The sequence below is a fragment of the Promicromonospora xylanilytica genome, from assembly GCF_054782895.1.
The window spans coordinates 13,195-34,035 of the sequence record NZ_BAAGRP010000007.1 but is presented as its reverse complement, the minus strand read 5'-3'; the positions used below and the strand labels follow the sequence as shown (position 1 = coordinate 34,035).

The following is a 20,841-nucleotide window of genomic DNA, read 5'->3' as shown; positions in this document are numbered from 1 at the left end:
CCCGGAAGACCTCCTCGGTACCACCGTCCCGGTCGGCGTGCCGGTGGCGGGCACCGGGCTGCGCGTGCTCTCCGACGAGCTCGCTGAGCTCCCCGAGCACGTGCTCGGCGAGCTGTGGGTCACGGGGGCACAGCTCGCCGTCGGCTACCTCGGCGAGCCGGGCCGCACCGCGGCGTCTTTCGTCGCCGCGCCCGGCGGCGCGCCGGGCGAGCGCGCCTACCGGACCGGAGACCTCGCATGGCGCGGGCCGCGCGGGCTCGTCGTGGTGGGCCGGCGCGACCGGCAGGTCAAGATCCGGGGCTACCGCGTCGACCTGGCCGAGGTGGAGGCCGCCACCGAGGCACTCCCCGGGGTCCGGCGGTGCCACGCGCTCGTCCGGACCACACCCGCAGGGACCCGTCAGCTCGTGGCGGCGCTCGCCACCGGTCCGGTACCGGGCGCCGAGCCCGACGAGGCCGGGGTGCGAGCCGCCCTCGCCCGCACCCTGCCCGGGCCGCTGGTCCCCGATCTCGTGGTCGTCACGGACGGCCTGCCCACGCTCCCGAGCGGCAAGCCCGACGGCGTGGCCGTCGCACGCCTGGTGGAGGGCGCCGCGGCGGCCCGCCGCGCAGGACCGGGCGCGTCCGGCGCATCGGGCGAGTTCGGCACGGCCGCCGGCGACGCCGCCGACCAGGACACCGTCGCTGCGGTACGCCGCGCCGTCGCCCACGTGCTCGGCGTGCCGGAGGTCGGGCCTGACGACGACGTGCTCGCCCTGGGGGTCGACAGCGTGTCCTCCCTCGGCGTGGTCGCCCGGCTACGGCACGACGGCCTGCTCCTCGCCCCCCGTGACGTCCACGGCGCTCGCACGCCGCGCGCCATCGCCGCGGTGGCCCGGGCGGTAGGCGCCGGCGGCGACGACGACGGCACCGGCAAGGTCCCACTGACCCCGTTCGTCGCCGAGCAGCTCGGGCGCGGAGCCGACCGATCGTTCCAGGTCGCCGTCGTCCGCGTGCCCGACGGCGACGGCGCCACCCTGCGTCGCGTCGGCGGCGCCCTCACCGCCACGCACGCGATGCTCCGCGCACGCCTCGTCCGGCAGGTCGGCGCCCCCTATCTCCTGGTCGAGCCCGGTCCAGGTCCCGAGGTGCCCGTCACCGTGCACGACGCGGAACCCGCCGCCGTCGGCGCCGCCGTGGCCGCCCAGGTCGCACGGGCGGCCGGGGAGCTGGACCCCGACTCGGGGCGCATGCTCGCGCTCTGCGCCGTGCGGGCAGGCGCCGACACCCTGCTCGCCGTCGTCGTGCACCACCTCGCCGTCGACGCCGTCTCGATGCGGGTGCTCCTGGACGACCTGCGCGAGGCCTGGCACGAGACAGGCTCCACCGGGCTGCCGCACGCCGTCACCTCCTACCGCACCTGGGCTCTCGCAGTCACCGAGGCCACGGCCGGCCCGGCCACCGGAGCACCCGCGGACGCGACGGCCCTGCCCGACCCGCTGCCGCACCAGGACGGGCCCGCGGGACGGCGGACCGAGCACGTCCCGGACGACCTCGCCGCACGGATGCTCGCCAAGGACGTCCCGCCGGAACGGCTCGTCCTCGCCGCGACGGCGCTCGCCCTGCACCGGGTGGCGCTCGCGGACGGCCGGGGGACGCTGCGCACCGTCGTGCTGGAGGTCGAGGGGCACGGCCGGGACCTCCTGGCCGATGCCCTGGACGGGTCCGGACGACCACTTGACGTGAGCAGGACCGTCGGCTGGTTCACGCGGAGCCGGCTGCTGCAGGTCGACCTCGCGCGGCTCCGTCTCGGGGCGGGCTGGTCCCACCCGGGAGACCTCGTGGAGCTGGTCGCCCGCGTGGCAAGGGCCGACGCAGAGAGCGCCGGAGCGCTCACCCACGAGGCGCTCCGGGCCGCTCGCGGCCGGCACGGCGCGCACGTGCTGGTGAACTACCTCGGCACCTACACGGCGCCGGGCGCCGACGAGTACTGGCGGCCGCTCGTCGCCGCCCCCGGTCCGGCCGGGACCGAGCCGGGCACCGACCTGTTGCCGGTGACGCACCCGCTCACCCTCGACGTCCTGCACGTGCGCGGGGCGGACGGGACGCGCGCCGCGGTGACCTGGGGCAGTCAGGCGGGCGTCGCCGCCGCTCCGGTGGCCGAGGCCTGGGCCCGAGCGCTCGACGACCTGTGCGGTGCGCTCGAGGACACAGGCGCGGCCCCGGCAGCGGACGGGGACGGGGACCTGGACGACTGGTGGACCGAGGAGCCGGACCGTCCGGCCCTGGCTGGGGAAGGCAGGCAATGACACAAGCGGCAGCGGGAGACGTGGTCGTCCCTCTGGCACCCTCGCAGGAGGGCCTCGCCTTCGACGTCGTCGCCGCCTCCGGCGAGGCCGACGTCTACCGCAACCAGACCGTCCTGCACCTGAGCGGTGAGTGCGACACCGACGCGCTGGAGCGGGCCTGGACGCGGGTCGTGGCCCGGCACGAGGCCCTGCGGCTGGCTCTCGTCCGCACACCTGACGGGTTCGCGCAGCGGATCGTCACGACGGTCCCGACCCGGGTGGCGGTCCTGGACCTGCGGTCGTCGGGGGAGTCCGCCGAGGCGACGGCCGCTGCCTGGTGCGACCGGGCGAGGCGGGGGCTCGGCCGTGCGGACGAGCCCCCGCTCGTCGCGCTCGGGGTGGTGCTGCTGCCCGGCGAACGCTGGTGGCTGGCCGTCAGCCACCACCATCTCGCGCTCGACGGCTGGTCGACGGCGATCGTCCTGGACGAGCTGCTGCGCGCAGCCTCGGACCCCACGTTCGGCGCGGGACCCGCCACCGGGTGGGCGGACACCGTCCGTGGCCTGCGCGCGCTGGACCCCGCACCGGCACGGACGGCCTGGGCGACCGAGCTGGCCGGCGTGCCCGCCGCGACCTACCTTGTGCCGGACCCGGGCGAGGGGTTCGACCACGACACGGTCGAGCTCGACCTCGGAGGGGAGCGCATGGCTGCCCTCCGTGTCGGCGCCCGGGCGGCGGGGGTGACCCCGGCGACCGTCGTGCAGTGCGCGTGGGGTCTCACGCTCGGCGCGCTGCTCGGCCGGTCCGACGTCGTCTTCGGCGCCACCGTCTCCGGCCGGTCGGTGCCGGTCCCGGGGGTCACCGACGTGGTGGGGCCCCTCGCGACGACCGCTCCGCGCCGCCTGGCCTGGGGCCCGCGGACCACCGGGGCCGACCTGCTGACCGAGGCCGGCCACCGGTACGCGGCGCTCGACGCCCAGGCGCACCTCCCGCTGCACGAGGTCCTCGCGGCGGGTGGTGAGACCGCCCGGTTCGACACGGCCGTCGTCTACGAGAACTACCCGGTCAGCGGAGGGACAGCGGCGCGGGTCGCGGGCGTGCGCGCGACGAACCGCTCCAGCCTGCCGCTCACGCTCGTCGTCACGCCCGGTGACACGCTCCGCGTCGACCTCGAGTTCAGCCGGACCGACCTCGGCGCCGACACCGCGACGGCGCTCGGAGAGCGGTTCGCCGTGGTGCTGGACGCCCTGGTCACACGGACCGACGCCCCGGTCGGGAGCGTCGACCTGCTGACCCCCGACGAGCGCCGCCGTGCGGGCCGGCAGCTCGTCGGGCCCCCGGCGGGCGAGGCGGCCACCGCGTGGCAGCTCGTCGAGTCGGCGGTGCGGGCGGGGCCTGCGCTCCCTGCGGTCGAGGACGACCACGGCCGGTGGACGTACGAGGAGCTGGCCGGCGCGGCAGGCCGGGCCGCCGCCTCCCTCGCCGCAGGGGGGTACGGGCCGGGCAGCACCGTCGGGGTGCTGTACCGGCCGGACCGTTCGGCTCTCGCCGCCCTGCTCGGCGCCTGGCGCGCCGGGGCGTCGGTCGTCCCGCTCGACCCCGCACTGCCCCCGGCCCGGCTGCGGGCCGTGCTCTCCGCCGCGACGCCGGCGTGCGTGGTCGCGCACCCCGACGACGCGGACCTGCTCGACGGGCTCGGCGTGCCTCCGGAGCGGGTCGCCCGGGTGCCGGACCTCCTGTGCGACGGTCTGCCCGGGGCGCCGGCCGGAGCACCTTCGAACGACGGAGCACCTTCGAACGACGGGGCGCAGCGCGCCGACGCCGTCGCCTACACGCTGTTCACCTCGGGCTCGACCGGCACACCGAAGGGCGTCCTGGTGCCGCACCGGGGGCTCGCCGACCTCGCCCGGGCGCAGCGGCGGGCGTTCGACCTGGGCCCCGGCGCGCGCGTGCTGCAGTTCGCGGCGCCCTCGTTCGACGGGATGATCGCCGAGATCGTCGTCACGCTGTGTGCGGGGGCGACCCTCGTGCTCCGTGGCGACCGGTACGCCCGGATGCCCGGCGACGACCTCGCCCGCACGCTGACCGACTCGGCGGTCTCGCACGTGACGCTCCCGCCCAGCGCGCTACCGCTGATGCCCGCGGGGTCGCTCGACCAGCTTCGCTGCCTGGTGCTCGCAGGCGAGGCCGCCGAAGCGGCCCACCTGGCGCACGTCCCCGGTCACGTGCGGCTGGTCGACGCGTACGGGCCCACCGAGGCGACCGTGTGCGCCACCGTCAGCGCGCCGCTGGCAGGCCGCGACGGACCGGCGCCCATCGGCCCCGTGATCGACGGTGTCCACGCGTACGTCCTCGACGAGCACCTGCGCCCCGTCCTGCCTGGGACCCCGGGAGAGCTCTACCTGGCGGGCGGCCACCTGGCCGTCGGGTACCTCGGCCGGCCCGGTGAGACCGCCGCCCGGTTCGTCGCCGACCCGTTCTCGGGCGACGGGCGGCGGTGCTACCGCACGGGAGACCTCGTCACCTGGGGCGGCCCGGACGGTCTCCGGTACGTGGGCCGCGCCGACGACCAGGTCCAGATCCGCGGTCAGCGCGTCGAGCCCGCTGAGATCGAGAGCGTGCTCGGCGCGGCGCCCGGCGTGCGTCAGGCGGCCGTCGTGGTGCACCAGGACGCCGGCATCGTCGCGTTCGTCGTGGCGGACCACGGCGCGGACCTCGTGCTGGACACCGTGCGTGACCACGTGGCGGACAGGCTGCCCGCCGCGATGGTCCCCGCGCGTCTCGTCGCGACCGGTGAGCTGCCCCGCACGTCGTCGGGCAAGGTGGACCGCGTCGCACTGCGACGGCAGGCGGCGCGACTCTCGGTGCAGCGGACCGCCGGTCCCGCCTCGGCGGGGTCCGCCGGCGACCGGCTGCTGTGCGAGCTGTTCACCGACGTGCTGGGCGTCCCGGTGGGTCCGGACGACGACTTCTTCGCCCACGGCGGGCACTCGCTCGCCGCCGTGCGGCTCGTGGCCCGCGTGAACGCGGCGCTCGACACGGCCGCGCACGTGCGCGATGTCTTCGAGGCGCCGACCCCCGCCCTGCTCGCCCGGCGGGTCGGCCTCCTCGGGCAGCCGCGCACCACCGCGGGCGCCGTGCCGCCGCCCCGCCCGGACCGGGTCCCGCTGTCACCTGCCCAGGAGCGGCTCTGGTTCCTGCAGCAGCTCGAGGGCGGCACGTCGTACAACCTGCCCTTCCTGGTGCGCCTACCGGAAGAGGTGGACCCGGAGGCGCTGCGGGAGGCGGTCCGCGACGTGGTAGCTCGGCACGCCGCCGCGCGGAGCACCGTGCGCCAGGACGCCGACGGCACCGCGCACCTCGTGGTGCACGAACCCGCTGCCGCACCGCACGCCCGTACGGTGCCGTGCCCGCCGTCCGAGCTGGGCGAGTGCGCGCGGGCCCTCGCGGACGAGCCGTTCGACCTCGCGGCCGACCCGCCGTTCCGGGCGGCCGTGGCGGTGGGCGAGGACACGGCCGGCCGCGCGCACGCGATCGTGCTCGTGCTGCACCACATCGGCTTCGACGCGGAGTCCATCGCGGTGCTCGCCCAGGACCTGGAGCAGGCGTGCGCCGCCCGGCTGCGCGGCACCGCCCCCGCGTGGGAGCCGCTTGCGTGGCAGTGGCCCGACGTGGTCGCGCACCAGCAGCGGGAGCGCGCCGCCCGGCCGGCCGACCTGGACTGGTGGCGGGGCACCCTGGCGGGCGCCCCCGCGACCCTCGGGCTGCCGACCCGCGGCGGGCACCGGCCGGACGCCCCCGCCGGTCCGGTCCGGACGATCGGCGTGCCGATCGGCGCCGACGTCTCCGCCGGCATCGCGCGGCTCGCCAGGCGGTGCGGCGCGACGCCGTTCATGGTCCTGCACGCGGGCGTCGTCGCGACGCTGTCCCGATACGGCGCGGGCCAGGACATCGTGGTCGGCACGAACGCGTCCACCCGGACCCGGACCGAGTGGGCCGGTGTGACCGGCCTGTTCCTCGACACCGTGCTGCTGCGGCTGCGCCTCGACCCGGACCTGCGGTTCGGCGACCTCGTCGTCCGCGCGCGGCGCGCCGACGCCGCGGCGCTGGCGCACCACACCGCCCCCTACGAGGACGTCGTCCGCCTGCTCGACGGCGAGAGCTCCGGCCGGTCGGGCGGAGTGGACGTCACGATCGACCTGGCACCGGCTCCTTCGGCCGGCCTGTGGTCGGCCACCACCGCCGAGGCGGTCACCGCCGGGACGGCGCGCGCCCGGTTCCCGCTGTCGTTCGGGTTCTGGACCGACGACGACGGCGTGCTGCACGGCGCAGTGCACCACGACGCCGACCTGTTCGACGGCGCCGTCGTGGACCAGCTCGCCGGCGCCCTCGCGCACCTCCTGGCCGCGGCCGTCGCCGACCCGCGCACCCCCGTCGGCGCGCTGCCGCTGCTGGACGGACCCGGACGGGACCGCCTCGTCGCCACGGGCGCCGGACCGGACCTGGGCCGGCGGGCGCCCGTCGCGGAACTGTTCCGGCGCGCGGCCGCCGAGCACGCCCACCGTGTGGCGGTCGTGGCGGACGGTCAGGAGATCACCTATGCCCGGCTCGCCGCGCGGATCGACGTGATGACGGCCTACCTGCGGCACCGGGGCCTGGGCCCCGGCGGAACCGTCGCGTTCGTGCTCCCCGTGTCGTACGAGGCGATCGTGGTGATGCTCGCGGCACTGCGGCTCGGGGTTTGCTACGTCCCCGTCGACCCCGATTGGCCGGCGGCCCGGCGCGACGCCGTGCTGCGCGCGGCGCGGCCACAGGCCGTGCTCGGCCCGCAGGACGTCGAGGCGAGCACGGCCGTGCCGGGCACTCCCGGGACGGCCGAGCCGCCCCGCCTCGACAACCGCCTCGCGGCCTACGTGCTGTTCACCTCCGGATCGACGGGGGAGCCCAAGGCGGTCACGGTCGAGCACCGCGCCCTCGACGCGTACGTCGCGTGGGCGATCGGTGCCTACCCGGAGGCCGCAGGGGTCACGCTGCTGCACACGCGGCCCACGTTCGACCTCTCGGTCACCACCCAGCTGGTGCCGTTCCTCATGGGCGGGACCGTGCACGTGGTCGACCTCGCCACCGCCGCGTGGGCCGACGCCCCGGCACCCGACTTCACCAAGGTGACGCCGAGCCATCTCGCCCTGATGGAGGCGCTGCCGCGGGCCGCGTCGCCGTCGGGCCGCCTCGTCGTGGGTGGCGAGCAGCTCACCGGCGCCATGCTGCGACGCTTCCGCGAGCGGTTCCCGCGCGCGACCGTGACGAACGACTACGGCCCCACCGAGACGACAGTCAACTGCGTCGAGCACGTGGTCGGCCCTGGTGAGGTGCTCACCGACGGGGTGGTGCCCATCGGCCGCCCGCTGCCAGGGAACCGGGTGGCCGTGCTGGACGCGCGGCTCGGGCTCGTGCCCGTCGGTGTCGAGGGCGAGCTGTACGTCTGGGGTGACGGGCTGGCCCGCGGGTACGGGCACGCCGGGCTGACCGCGGCGCGGTTCGTCGCCAACCCCTTCGGGCCGCCGGGTGCCCGGATGTACCGTACGGGCGACCTCGCGCGCTGGGAGCCGGACGGAACCCTGCGCATGACGGGCCGCTCCGACCGCCAGTTCAAGGTCCGCGGGCACCGCATCGAGCTGGACGAGGTCGAGGCCGTCGCCCGGGCGCTCCGGGGCGTGCACGGCGCCGTGGCGCTGGTCGACGGCGCGGGAGCGACCGCCCGGCTCGGGGCGGTGGTCGCGGTCGACGGCACCGTGACGGCCGAGGCCCTCCGGGACCGGTTCCGGGAGCACCTCCCGTCCGCCGTGTGCCCCGACGTCGTCGTGCTCGCCGAGGCTCTGCCCCTCACCTCGCACGGGAAGACCGACCACGCCGCCGTTCGCGGGCTCCTGGCCGCGGCGCCGGACCGGGACCAGGAGCGGCCCGACGGCGCCGCCACGCCGGCGACCGAGCAGGAGCTGCGGGTCGGTGCGGTGTTCCGCGAGGTGCTCGCCGAGGCGGGGCACCCAGGTGGCGCCGGCCCGGACGACGACTTCTTCGCGCACGGCGGCCACTCGCTGCTCGCGATGGTGCTCGCGCGGCGTCTCGCCGACACGCTCGGCGCGCCGGTGCCGCTCGCCACCCTCCTCGCCGCGCCGACGCCGCGCGGCCTGCTCGCCGCCCTCGGCACGTCCGACGAGCGCCGCGACCGGGACGCGGCCCGAGCCGACGGGGACTGGGATCCGCCTGCCGCGGCCCCGCCCCGGGCCGGCCGGCCGGCACGCGTGCTCCTCACCGGTGCCACCGGGTTCCTCGGCGGGTACCTGCTCGACGCGCTCGTCGAGGTGGGACTCGACGTGGTGTGCCTCGTGCGGGCGGCCGACGACGCGGCGGCGACCGAACGCCTGCGTGCCACCGCGGCGGCCCGTGGCGGCGCCGTGCTCGCGAGTCCTGACGCGGGACGGCCTCGCGTGACGGCGGTCGCCGCACGGCTCGACCAGCCCGGCCTCGGTCTCACGCCGCAGGCGCTCGGCGGTCTGGCGGACGGGCTCGACGCGATCGTGCACTGTGCCGCCGACACCACGCACGTCAAGGGTTACCAGGCGCTGCGGGGCAGCAACGTCGTCGCGACCCGGCAGCTCCTCGAGCTCGCAGCGTCGTGCGGCGCGGCATTCCACCACGTCTCCACGTCCTCGGTGGTGCCCGGCGGCGCGGACCGGGCGTTCGACGACGGGGTGCCGGAGGACCACGTCGCGGACGTGGAGGACCTGGAGGCCAACGGCTACGTGCTGACCAAGTGGGCCTCCGAGGCAGACGTGCGGCGTGCGGGGGTCGCAGGCCTCAGCACGCGCGTCTACCGGCCGAGCCGGATCACCGCGCACTCCGTGACGGGGCACCTGCCCACCGGCGACGCGTTCGCCCGGGCGCTCGAGGCGGTCGTGCGGGTGGGCGCGGTACCGGCAGGCGGGCTCGACCGGGCGGACGAGCTGTTCAGCGACCTCGTCGCCGTCGACGCCGTCGCCGAGGTGATCGCCGCGGAGGTCGTGCGCGCCGGAGAGCCGGGCTCGGGCCCGAGCGCGACGTTCCACCTCACGGCCGCCCGGCCGGTGCCCGTCGCTGTCGTGCTCGACGCTGTGCGCCAGGCGGGCGTGGACCTGGCCGCCCTGCCCGACGACGACTGGACCGCCGAGCTCGGGAAGCTCGCGGCCACCGACCCACGCATGGCTCCTGAGCTGGTGGTCCCCGGCGGCTGGCCCGTGACGGAGCACCCGGTGCGCCTGGCGCGCACCAACCTCAGGACCCTGCACCCGGAGTCCGGCCTGGCCTGCCGGGACGTGGACGCCGGCGTGCTGCGGCGCGCCGTACAGACCCTGCGGCCCTCGACCCCTGACAAGGAGACGCACCGATGAGCACCAACCCCTTCGACGACGAGAACGGCACCTTCCTGGTGCTGCAGAACGACGAGGGCCAGATGAGCCTCTGGCCCGACTTCGTCGACGTCCCGGCAGGCTGGCGGGTCGTCCAGGGGTCCGCGTCCCGCGCCGACGCGCTCGCCGTGATCGAGCGCACCTGGACCGACATGCGCCCGAAGAGCCTCGTCCGGGCGCTCGAGGAGCAGGCGTGAACGACGTGGACCCCGTCGGCATCGTCGGCATCGGCTGCCGGTTCCCCGGCGCGGGGTCACCGGAGGAGATGTGGGGCATGCTCTCCCGGGGCGAGCACGCCGTGCGGCCGCTGCCGCCGGAGCGGCTCGCCGCCCGCTTCTACGACCCGGTGCCCGGCACGCCCGGCCGCTCGGCGGTCCGGGCGGGCGCGCTGCTCCAGGACGTCGAACGGTTCGACCAGCGGCTCTTCGGCATCTCTCCGCGCGAGGCCCAGTTCATGGACCCCATGCAGCGGATCCTGCTCGAGGTGACCTGGCACGCGCTCGAGGACGCCGGGATCGACCCCATGTCACTGGCCGGGTCACGGACCGGCGTCTTCGTCGGCTCCTACGCCCCCGACTTCACGGTGCTCCAGGCGGTCGGGCCCCGCTTTCCCGAGGACCTCGCGCCCCAGGCCGGCCCCAACGCGCTGCACAGCATGGCGTCGGGCCGGGTCGCGCACGCGTTCGACCTCGCCGGTCCGGCCCTCACCCTCGACACGGCCTGCTCGTCGTCCCTCGTCGCGCTGCACCTCGCCCTACGGAGCCTGCGCGCCGGGGAGTGCGACCTCGCGCTCGTCGGCGGGGTGAACCTCGCCCTCACGCCGGACTCCTGGGTCAACCTCTCGCACGCGCGCATGGCCTCGGCGGACGGGCGGTCGAAGGGTTTCAGCGCGGACGCCGACGGCTACGGCCGCGGCGAGGGGTGCGGCGTGCTCGTGCTGGAACGGACCGCTGTCAGCGCCCGACGGGGTGCCCGGGTGCGCGCCGTCGTACGCGGCACCGCGATGAACCACGACGGGCGCAGCTCCACGATGTTGTCCCCGAGCCGCGGGGCGCAGGTCGCCGTCGCCCGGGCGGCGCTGGCCGACGCCGGCGTCGACCCCGCCGACGTCGCGCTCGTCGAGGCGCACGGGACCGGCACGCCGACGGGCGACCCGATCGAGCTCGGTGCGCTCGGCGACGTGTACGGCAGCGCCCGGACGACCGGCCGGCTCCTGGTCGGGTCCGTGAAGTCGAACATCAACCACACCGAGGCCGCCTCGGGCGTCGCCGGCGTGATCAAGTCGGTGCTCGCCCTCGAGCACGACGTCATCCCGCCGCACCTCCTCGTGGGCAGCCCGACGACCGCCGTCGACCTCGAGCAGGCCAACCTGCGCATCGTCACGGAGCCGGAACGCTGGCCGGACGGCGCACGGATCGTCGGGGTGAACAGCTTCGGGCTGTCGGGCACCAACGCCCACGCGCTGCTGGAGGCCGCGCCGCCAGCTCGCGAGCCGGGACCCGCCGCGCCGGCCCGGCACGTGCTGACCCTCAGCGCGGGGACGGAGGACGGCCTGCGGTCGCTCGCCGCGCGCTGGGCGGACACCGCGGAGGCGGGCGCCGAGCTGCGGGACCTCGCGCACACGGCCCGCGCGGGCCGCGCCGACCTGGAGCACCGTGCCGCGGTCGTCGCCGCCGACGCCCGGGGTGCCGCCGGCCACCTGCGGGGACTCGCCACCGGCTCCTCCGGCCCCGCAGTGCACACCGGACGGGTGCGCGGGTCGGCGCCGGTCGTGCTGTGCTTCTCGGGGCAGGGCAGCCAGCGCGCCGGCGCGGGAGCCGCGCTCTACGCGGAGGGTGGCACGTTCACCGCGGAGCTCGACGCGGCGGCCGCCGCATTCGACGGGCTCCTGGCCGACGCCCTCGGGACCGGCGGGCCCACGCTGCTCGACGTGGTGCTCGGCCGGGCCGCCGAGGCGGACGAGCTGATCGCCCGGACCGACCTGACCCAGCCGGCACTGTTCGCGCTGGAGGTGGCACTCGCCAGGACGCTCGAGTCCCTCGGCGTCGTCCCCGCCGCCGTGACCGGCCACAGCATCGGGGCGCTCGCCGCGGCGGTCGTCGCCGGGCACCTCGACCTGGCGGCCGGGGCGCGGCTCGTCGCCGCGCGCGGACGCCTCATGGCGGCCACGGAGGCGGGCGCCATGGTGGCGGTGGTGGGCACGCCCGCGGCGGTCGACCAGGTGCTGGCCGGCGTGCCGGACGGCGTGGAGGTGGCGGCACGGAACGCGCCGGGTGCCGTCACGCTCTCCGGCCCGGTCGAGGCCGTGGACGCCCTGGTCGCGCTCCTGGACGAGGACGGAGCGACCACGGCGCACCGCCTCGCCGTGGGGCACGCGTTCCACTCGGCCGCCATGGACCCGGTGGCCCAGGAGCTGGGTCGGCTTGCCGTCGCCGAGCCGCGGGGCAGGGGACGCGTCCCGTTCGTCTCCGACGTCGACGGCACGGTCGTCGGGGTAGGGGAGGTCCTGCCGGCGGACCACTGGTCGCGGCACGTGCGCGGCACCGTCCGGTTCGAGGATGCCGTGCGCGCGGCCTCGGGCGGAGGCCGCAGCGTGTTCGTCGAGGTGGGTCCCGGGGGAACGCTGGTGGGGCTCGCCCGGCGGGCCCTCGGTGCCGGCCGCGCGCCGTCGGTCGTCACCCTGGGGCACCGGGGGCCGGAGAGCTCCGACGACCTGCGCGCCGCGCTGTTCGTCGCGGGCGCGCTGCCCGGTGTCGCGACGGCCCGGCACGACACGACGCGGGAGCACGACGCGTCGCCGGAGGGTGCGCGGCTGGTACGGGCACCGCGATACCCGTTCGGCGGTGTCCCGCTGCTCTCGCCGGCCGTCCGCGACAACCTCGCCCGGCTCGCCGAGCGCTCCGGGGGTGGCTCCCGCACCGCGGGGGGACGGGTCGCGCTGCCCGAGGGCGGCTGGGCCTTCGGCTCCGTCGTCGGCCCCGACGACACGCTGCTGGCCGACCACGCGCTGTTCGGTGAGGTGGTCGTGCCCGGTGCGTTCTGGCTGAGCCAGGTGACCGACGCTGCCCGGCAGCTCGCCCGTGAGGCCGGCGCCCACGCACCCGGCGTCGGCGAGGCCGCCGCGGGCCGTGCCGTGCTCACGGACGTCCTGTTCGAGCACCCGCTGGTCCCGGCCGGTGCCACCTACGACGTGACGGTGCGCCTCCGGCCCGTGGGGCAGGGGCCGGGCTGGACGTTCGACGTGCTGTCCAGGCCGCGCAGGGGGCACACCGAGGTCCGGCACGCGCGCGGCACCGTGCGGGTGGACGCGCAGAGCCCGGCGCCGGCGCGGACGGAGACTGCCGTGCCGGAGGCTTCGCTGTCCCGTGCGGAGTTCTACGCCCGGATGCGTGAGCGAGGCATCGAGCTGGGCACGGGCTTCCAGGCCGTGACCACGGTGGGCCGCACCGAGCCGGGACACGCAGCGGGTGTGCTCGACCGGCCGGCGTCCGGACGGTCGCCGTTCCACCCGGGGCTGATGGACGCCTGGTTCCAGCTCGTGGCCGCCGCCCTGCCCGACGCCGTCACGGACGCCCTGCGCGACCGGGGCAGCGTCGTCGTGCCGGTCGGCGCGGAGGAGATCACCGTGACGCTCGACGGGCTGCGAGGTGGCCCTGTCGCGGTCGACGTCACCGAGGTCCACGACGGCGGCCGTCGCGTGCGCGCCGACATCGGCGTGGGCGACGAGGCGAGCCTGCGGGGTGTGGTGCTGGGCGAGATCAGCCCGGCGCTGCTCGGTCTCGCGCCCACCGGTGACGGGCCGGAGCGCGAGGTGGTCTGGGTGCCGCTCGAGGGGGACGAGCCGGCCCGGCCGGCGGCCGGCCGTCGTGTCGGCCTGCTCGACGGCGGCGCCTGGTCGCCGGACGTCGTCACCGTGCTGACCGACGCCGGAGCCGCAGCGGTGGTCGACTCCGCCGGCACGTCAGCCGCGCTGCCGACCGACACGACCGACCTGGTCCTGGCCGTCGTGCCCTGGGCAGGGGCGCACACCGACGCCGACGGGCTCCTGTCCGCGGCCGTCGACGCGTGCGCCCGGCTGACCGACGTGGTCCGGCACGCGGCCGAGCACGGGACCCGCGCGTGGCTCCTCGTGAGCGACGCGGACGGCGACCCCGTGGCGTCCGCCGCCGTCGGCCTGGCGCGCACGGTCGCGTCGGAGCACCCGGGTGTCTTCGGCGCGGTCCTCGACGTCGGGCCCGGCGACGCGGTCTCCGTCGCGCGCGCCCTGCGCCGGACCGTGCTGGCCGAGCGGCCCGAGCCACAGGTCCGGGTGCGTGACGGAGTGGTGCTGCGGCCCGTCCTGCGTGCCGCCGGCGCCCACCGCTCGTCGCTCGCCGCCGAGGGGACCTGGGTCATCACCGGTGGGTCCGGTGCCCTGGCCCGGCACACGGCCGGACATCTCCTGGAGCGCGGGGCGGCGCACGTGGCGCTGCTGTCCCGCGGCGCGCCCGACCCGGCGGCTCTCGCCGCGCTGGCCGAGGCCGCCGGCCCCGGCCGGGTCAGCCATCATGTCGCCGACGTGAGCGACGAGGCCACCCTCGCCGCCGCGCTCGACGCGGTCCGTGCCGACCACGGCCCCCTGCGCGGAGCCGTGCACGCGGCCGGCGTGCTCGCCGACGGTCCGTTGCTCGACGTTCGCCGCGCGGACCTCGCCACGGTGCTGCGCCCCAAGGTCGCCGGTGCCGCGAACCTGCTCGCGACGCTCGAACGCGACGCAGAGCTGCTGCTGTACTCGTCGGTCGCCGGCACGCTCGGTACCCCGTTGCAGGGGGTCTACGCCGCGGCGAACGCAAGCCTCGACGCGTTCGCCGTCGCGGCCCGCGCGGCGGGACGGCCGGTCTCGTCGGTGGCGTGGGGGCCGTGGGCCGGCGACGGCATGGTCGCGACGGGCAGCTCGGCCGAGGTGGTCGAGCGCCTCGGGCTGCGCCCGCTCGCCCCGGCCGCCGCGCTGGCCGGGCTCGACTCGGTACGGAGCGCCGGCACGGCCCACCAGGTCGTGGCGGACGCCGGCTGGGCGGCTGTCGCGAGGGCCCTCGGCGGGCCCGTCGTCACCGGTCTGGTCGACGCCACCGCCGACGCGCCTGCGGCCTTGGCCTCCGGGCCGGTGGACGAAGCCACGGTGCTCGTCCTCCTGACCGACGCCGTGGCGTCGGCGACCCGGGCGCCGGCCGACACCGTCGACATCGACGGCCCCCTGGCGAGCCTCGGTGTCGACTCCATCGCGGCCATCGACCTGCGTTCGCAGTTGGCTACGGCGACCGGTGTCCAGGTGCCCGTCCCGATGCTGCTCGGCGGGGCCACGCTGCGTGCGATCGCCGAGCACGTGGTGTCCGCGGTGGGCGGCTCGACGGCCTCGCGCGGGGAGGCGCCTGGCGAGCACCCGCTCCCGGCGGCCACCGACGACCCGGAGGCGGTGCTCGCGCGCCTGGACGACATGTCCGACGCGGAGGTCGAGGCGGCGCTCGCGGCGTTGGCGAGCGGCCAGGAGGGAGCACGATGAACGACGAACGCCGAGCCCGGCTGGCCCGACTGCTGCGGGAGCGGGCCGCCGGCGACGAGCCCCGACGCTGGCGGCTGTCGATCGGCCAGGAGGCGATGTACCTCCTGGAGAGCGTCAGCCCGACGGCGGACCTGCGCATGGGTGAGGCCCTGACCATCGAGGGGACGGTGAACCTCGACGCGCTGGACCGGGCCGCCGTGCGGCTGCACGAGCGCCACCCGATCCTCGCGTCGGTCGTCGTGCCGGACGACGAGGGCGACCTCGTGCAGGAGGTGCGGCCGGCGGTCTCGCCGCTGATCGTTCGTGCCGGGGCCGCCGCAGTGCCCGACGCCGAGCTCGACGCACGCCTCGCCGACGAGATCGACCGCCCCTTCGACCTCGGGGATGACCGCCCGCTGCGGCTGACCGTGTACCCGGCGGGTCCCGACAAGTGCGTGCTGCTGTTCGTGCTGCACCATCTCGCCGGGGACTTCTGGACGCTCGTGGTCCTGGTCCGCGACCTGATCGAGCTCTACCGCGCCGAGTGCGAGGGGCGAGCGCCCGACCTGCCGCCGGTGGTCGCCGACTTCGCCGACTTCGCGCGGCTCGAAAGGCTGGAGGCCGCGGGCGACCGGGGTGCGGAGCACGCCGCCTACTGGCGGCAGATCCTGCGTGACCCGCCCGGGCCGCTGCAGCTGCCGCCGGACCCGGCCGCCGCGCACGACCCGGCCCCCTCGTCCCTCTATCGGATCCCGGTCCCCGCTGAGACGGCGGACGCGCTGCGGACCGTGGCCGGTCGCCTCGGCGCGACGCGCTATCACGTGCTGCTCGCGGCGTACGCGGTCTTCCTCGCCCGGCACACCGGCAATCCGGACGTCGTGATCGGCGTGCCGATGACCCAGCGGGGGGAGCAGCGGTGGCGTGACGTCGCCGGCTACCTCATCAACACGGTGCCCGTCCGTCTGCGGGTCGACGAGGACGTGCCGTTCGCCGACCTGGTGACCCGCGCGAGGGACGCGTTCCTCGGGGCGTTCGAGCACGGCACGCTGCCGTACCCCCGCCTGGTCGAGCTGCTGCGCGACGAGGCGGGCAGCACGGACACCGGCCCGGTCTTCGACACCCTGCTGGTGCTGCGCGGGAACCCGGTCGAGGAGCTCAGCGCGGTGGCGGGGATGAGCCTCGGCGACGGCGGTGGCGTGATCGCCCTCGACGACCACGCCACCGCCAGGTCGCGTGGTCTGCCCCGGCGCGATGTCGGGCACCCGCTCGCGCTGTCCCTCGGCGACGTCGACGGGCGCCTCGAGGCCGGCTGGGACTTCCAGCCGCACCGGTTCCGGGAGGGGACCGTCGCGCGCCTGGCGGAGCGGTTCGTCGCCGTGCTCACCCGCGCGACCGCGGACGCCGAGGTACCGGTCGCGGCGCTGACCGCGCTCGCCGCGCCGGACGAGGCGGACCTGGCGGCGTGGAACCCCGAGCCGCTGGAGCGCCCGGACGACCGCACCGTGCACGCAGGCTTTCTCGACCACGCGGCGCGCACGCCCGCCGCGGAGGCCCTCGTCTGTGGCGGGGTGCGGTTCACCTACGGCGAGCTGGAGGCGCTCGCCCGACGGCAGGCGGCGGCGCTGCGCGAGCACGGCGTGCGTCCGGGCGACCGGGTCGCCGTGCACGTGCCGCGGGGCTGGGAGCAGGTCGTCGGTGTGCTCGGTGTCGTGCTGTGCGGCGCCGCGTACGTGCCCGTGGACCCCGACCTGCCGAGCGCCCGGCGCACGACGGTGCTCGAGCAGGCCGACGTGCGCCACGTACTGGTCCGCGACGGCGCGCCCGACCTGTGGCCGCCGCCCTGTGTCACCGGGTGGAGCCAGGTGGTCCGGCCGGTCCCCGGCGACGCAGCCGTGCCTGGTGACGGTGCGACTGGTGACGGTACGGACCTGCCGCGGGTGCCGTCCGACGCGCTGGCGTACATCATCTTCACCTCCGGGTCCACGGGGGTGCCCAAGGGTGTGATGATCGAGCACGGCGCGGCCTGCACGACACTCGACGACCTCGCGAGACGACTCGGGCTCGGCCCCTGGAGCCGGGTGCTCGCCCTGTCGTCGCTCAGCTTCGACCTGTCGGTCTTCGACGTCTTCGGGGTCCTGGGCGCCGGTGGCACCGTCGTCGTCCCCGAGGAGGGCGACGTCCGCGACCCCGAACGGTGGTGCCAGCTCGTGCGCGCGGAGCGCGTGACCGTCTGGAACACCGTGCCGGCGCTCGCGCAGCTCGCCGCCGAGCAGGCGGCCGGGACGGATGCGCTGGCGACCGTGCGGTGGTACCTCCTGAGCGGCGACTGGATCCCGCTGTCCTTGCCCGACATGGCCCGTGCGTGCTCGCCAGGCGCTCGCGTCCTCGGCATGGGCGGGGCCACGGAGGCGTCGATCTGGTCGATCGCGTACGAGGTCGGCGAGGTGGGTCCCGCGTGGGCCTCGATCCCGTACGGGCGTCCGCTGACGAACCAGTCGTTCCACGTCCTGGACGATCGAGGTCGCGACGTCCCGCCGGGCGTGGTGGGCGAGCTGTGCATCGGCGGTCACGGCGTGGCGCGTGGATACGTCGGGGACCCGGAGCGCACCGCGCAGAGCTTCGTGGAGTCCGCCGCGCACGGGCGGCTCTACCGCACCGGCGACCTGGGCCGGCACCTGCCCGACGGGGTGATCGAGTTCCTCGGGCGGAGCGACCGGCAGGTCAAGGTCAACGGCTTCCGCGTCGAGATCGGTGAGGTCGAGGCAGCGCTGCGGGAGCAGCCGGGGGTCGACGACGTGCACGTCGTCGCCACCGACGCCCTGGGCGGACGGCGGCTCGTCGCGTTCGTCGTGGGGCCAGCGGCCGATCCGGGCCGCGTCCGCGACGGGGCGGCCGCGCGGCTGCCCGGCTACATGCTGCCCGCGACGATCCACGTGCTCGCGGCCTGGCCGCTCACGGCCAACGGCAAGGTGGACCACGCGGCGCTGCTCACGGCGGCGGGCGAGGGCGGAGGGCCGCGGACGGAGCCCGTGCGGACGGACGCGGCGGGGACCGCGCCGCCCGCGGCACCTCACGCGGAGGCCCGGGCCGGGCACGAGGTGGTCCAGGCGGTCCGCGACGTGCTCGGGATCGACGCCGCACCCGGGGACTCGTTCCTCGGGCTGGGCGGCGACTCCGTCGCGGCGATCCGGGTGGCGATGGCCCTGCGCAAGCAGGGCCTGACGGTCGGCGCGAGCCGGCTCCTCCTGGCCGACACCCTCGCGGCGGTGGCGCCCCGGCCGGTCACCACCGACGTGGCCGCACCGGGCGGCACCGACGCGCCCGGCGAGGACCTGCCCCTGACGCCGATGCAGACCACGATGTACCTCCATGCGATGACGTCACGGATCCCGGGCCTGTACTGCGAGCACGTGCTGCTCGACCTGCACGGGGGTGTCGACGTCCCACGGCTCGAGCGAGCCTGGCAGCACGTGGTCGACCGCGAGCCCGGCCTGCGCATGCGGGTACATCAGGCCGACGACGGCCGCCTGGTCCAGCGGGCCGGTCCGGTCCAGGTCCGGGTCCAGGAGGTCCACGCCGGCACGGCGAGCACCTCGGAAGGGGCCGACAGCGTCGGTGCGGTGGTCGACCGTCTCGTCGACGAGGACCGCGCACGGGGCTTCGACCTCGCGGCGGGGCCGCTGACGTGGTGGCGGCTCGTCCGCCGCGCCGACGAGGACCGCGCCGTCCTCGTGTGGACGCACCACCACCTGCTCCTCGACGGATGGAGCCTTCCCCTCGTGCTGCGCGCGGTCCTGCGTGCCTACGCGGAAGACGTCATGCCCGGTGCGGCGACCGCCGCCCGCGGGTCGGCGCTGGGCTCCCTGCTGCGGCAGCGGGACCGGTCCGCCAAGGAACGCCACGAGAGCGTCACGGCGTACTGGGAGGACGCGCTCGCTGACGGCGTGCCGGACGCCCCGGTGCCGCGCGCCGCCACGGGTGCGTTCCGGCACGCCGAGACCGAGGTCACCCTCGACGAGGACGAGTACGGGGCGCTGCTCGGCCTCGCCGCCGACGCGCGGGTCACGGCGTCGACCCTGGTGCAGGGTGCGTGGGCGGCGGTGCTCGCCGCGCGGACCGGCGAGCGGCGGGCCATGTTCGGGCTGACCCTGTCCGGCCGCGACAGCGACTCCGACGGGCTCGACGACGCCGTGGCGATGCTGGTCAACACGGTCCCGGTGGGGGTGGACGTCGACCCGTACGTGCCGGTGCACGACTGGTTGCGCCGGCTCCAGGAGACCGCGTTCGCGGCGTCGGACCACGCCGACGTCCAGCTCGCCGAGCTGGAGCGGTCGGTGGCGCACGACGGCCGCAGCGGCGACCTCTTCGACTCCCTCGTCGTGTTCGAGAACCTTCCGCTCGACGAGCTCGGTACGGGAGGCGGCGGGATCGTCCCGGGGTCGCTGCGGTTCACCGAGGTCATCGGGATGCCGCTGGCCCTCTACGCCTTTCCCGGCCGTACGCTCACGCTGCGGCTCGCGTACGACGGGTCCGGCTGGGACCGGCAGTGGGCGGCGGAGCTGCTCGGCGAGCTGCGCCGGACGCTGCGGGCGCTCGCGGGTGCCCGCCCAGGCTCGTCGCTCGGGCAGGTCCTGCGTTCCGGGCCGCGCCCGGCGGGTGTCCCGGAGGGTCTCGTCGGCCCCGACGCCGCCTCCCCGCCGGACGACGTGGTGCGGCGCGTGTTCGCCGCCGCCGAGGAGCACCCTGACCGTGTCGCGCTGGAGGGCACCGACGGCATGCTGACCTACGCGGAGCTCGTGGACGCCGCGCTCGTCGTGGCGGCACGGCTCCGGGACGTCGGGGTCGGCCCCGAGTGTGTCGTCTCCGTGGTCGCTCCCCGCTCGGTGCGTGGCGTCGTGCTGCAGCTGGGCGTCCTCGCGGCGGGCGCCGCGTACGCGCCGAGCACGCCGCGCCGGCCTCGAGTCGTGGAGGAGCACGTCCTGGTGCCGGACACCGCGACGCTCGCTCGCCTCGACCTGCCGCACGGCACGGTGGGGATCGTGGCCACGGCGTCGGCGGACGAGCCCGGTGCGCCACGGCCCCTCGACGGCCCGGTGCCACGGGCGGCGGGATCTGCGGCGTATGTGGTGCACACCTCCGGGTCGACGGGGGCGCCGCGCGGCGTCGTCGTCCCGGACGACGCGTTCGGGGCGTTCGTAGGTGCCGCGGTGCGACGCTACGGCCTGCGACCGGAGGACCGGCTGCTGCACTTCGCCACGCCGGAGTTCGACACGGCGGTCGAGGAGGTGTGGTGCGGACTGGCCGCCGGGGCGAGCGTCGTCGTGCGCGACGAGTCCTGGACCGACTCCGTCGACGCCTTCCTCGACAGGGTCGTCGCGACCGGTTGCACGGTGCTCGACCTGCCCACGGCGTTCTGGGCCGAGGTCGTCGGCCACCTCGCCGGGACCGGCCGCGGGCTGCCCGCCGCGGTCCGGCTGGTCGTCGTCGGCGGCGAGGCGGTCCCCGCCGGCGCCCTCGACCGCTGGCGTGACGTGGGCGGCGGGGCGCGGCTGATGAACTCCTACGGACCGACCGAGACCACGGTGGTCGTGACCGCGGGGGAGCTCGCGTGA

General features: G+C 76.7%; 5 protein-coding genes (1 of these 5 only partly in view). All 5 read left to right on the top strand.

Annotation, left to right across the window (positions count from 1 at the left end; translation table 11 throughout):
• Tightly spaced (each overlapping or abutting the next), the 5 genes in view from ACYVK7_RS07995 to ACYVK7_RS07975 form a layout consistent with a single transcriptional unit that may run on beyond the window.
• A protein-coding gene (locus tag ACYVK7_RS07995) for an amino acid adenylation domain-containing protein (protein WP_460887163.1) crosses the window boundary here: on the top strand, window positions 1–2,287 show its 3' portion. The gene continues 2,141 nt to the left of window position 1, outside the view; 2,287 of the gene's 4,428 nt are visible here — the last part of the coding sequence; its start codon lies off the left edge, out of view; the stop codon is at window positions 2,285–2,287.
• Window positions 2,284–9,693 carry an amino acid adenylation domain-containing protein gene (locus ACYVK7_RS07990; protein ID WP_460887162.1) on the top strand — a complete coding sequence of 2,470 codons (7,410 nt, stop codon included), beginning with the start codon at window positions 2,284–2,286 and terminating at the stop codon, window positions 9,691–9,693. The genes ACYVK7_RS07995 and ACYVK7_RS07990 overlap by 4 nt, the downstream gene beginning before the upstream one ends.
• Window positions 9,690–9,908, top strand: a complete 219-nt coding sequence (locus tag ACYVK7_RS07985; protein ID WP_460887161.1) for an MbtH family protein — start codon at window positions 9,690–9,692, stop codon at window positions 9,906–9,908. The genes ACYVK7_RS07990 and ACYVK7_RS07985 overlap by 4 nt, the downstream gene beginning before the upstream one ends.
• Complete coding sequence (locus tag ACYVK7_RS07980; protein WP_460887160.1) at window positions 9,905–15,250, top strand: type I polyketide synthase; 5,346 nt, start codon at window positions 9,905–9,907, stop codon at window positions 15,248–15,250. Before ACYVK7_RS07985 ends, ACYVK7_RS07980 begins: the two co-directional genes overlap by 4 nt.
• A complete protein-coding gene (locus ACYVK7_RS07975) occupies window positions 15,247–20,841 on the top strand; it encodes an amino acid adenylation domain-containing protein (RefSeq protein ID WP_460887159.1) in 5,595 nt (1,864 codons plus the stop codon). Before ACYVK7_RS07980 ends, ACYVK7_RS07975 begins: the two co-directional genes overlap by 4 nt.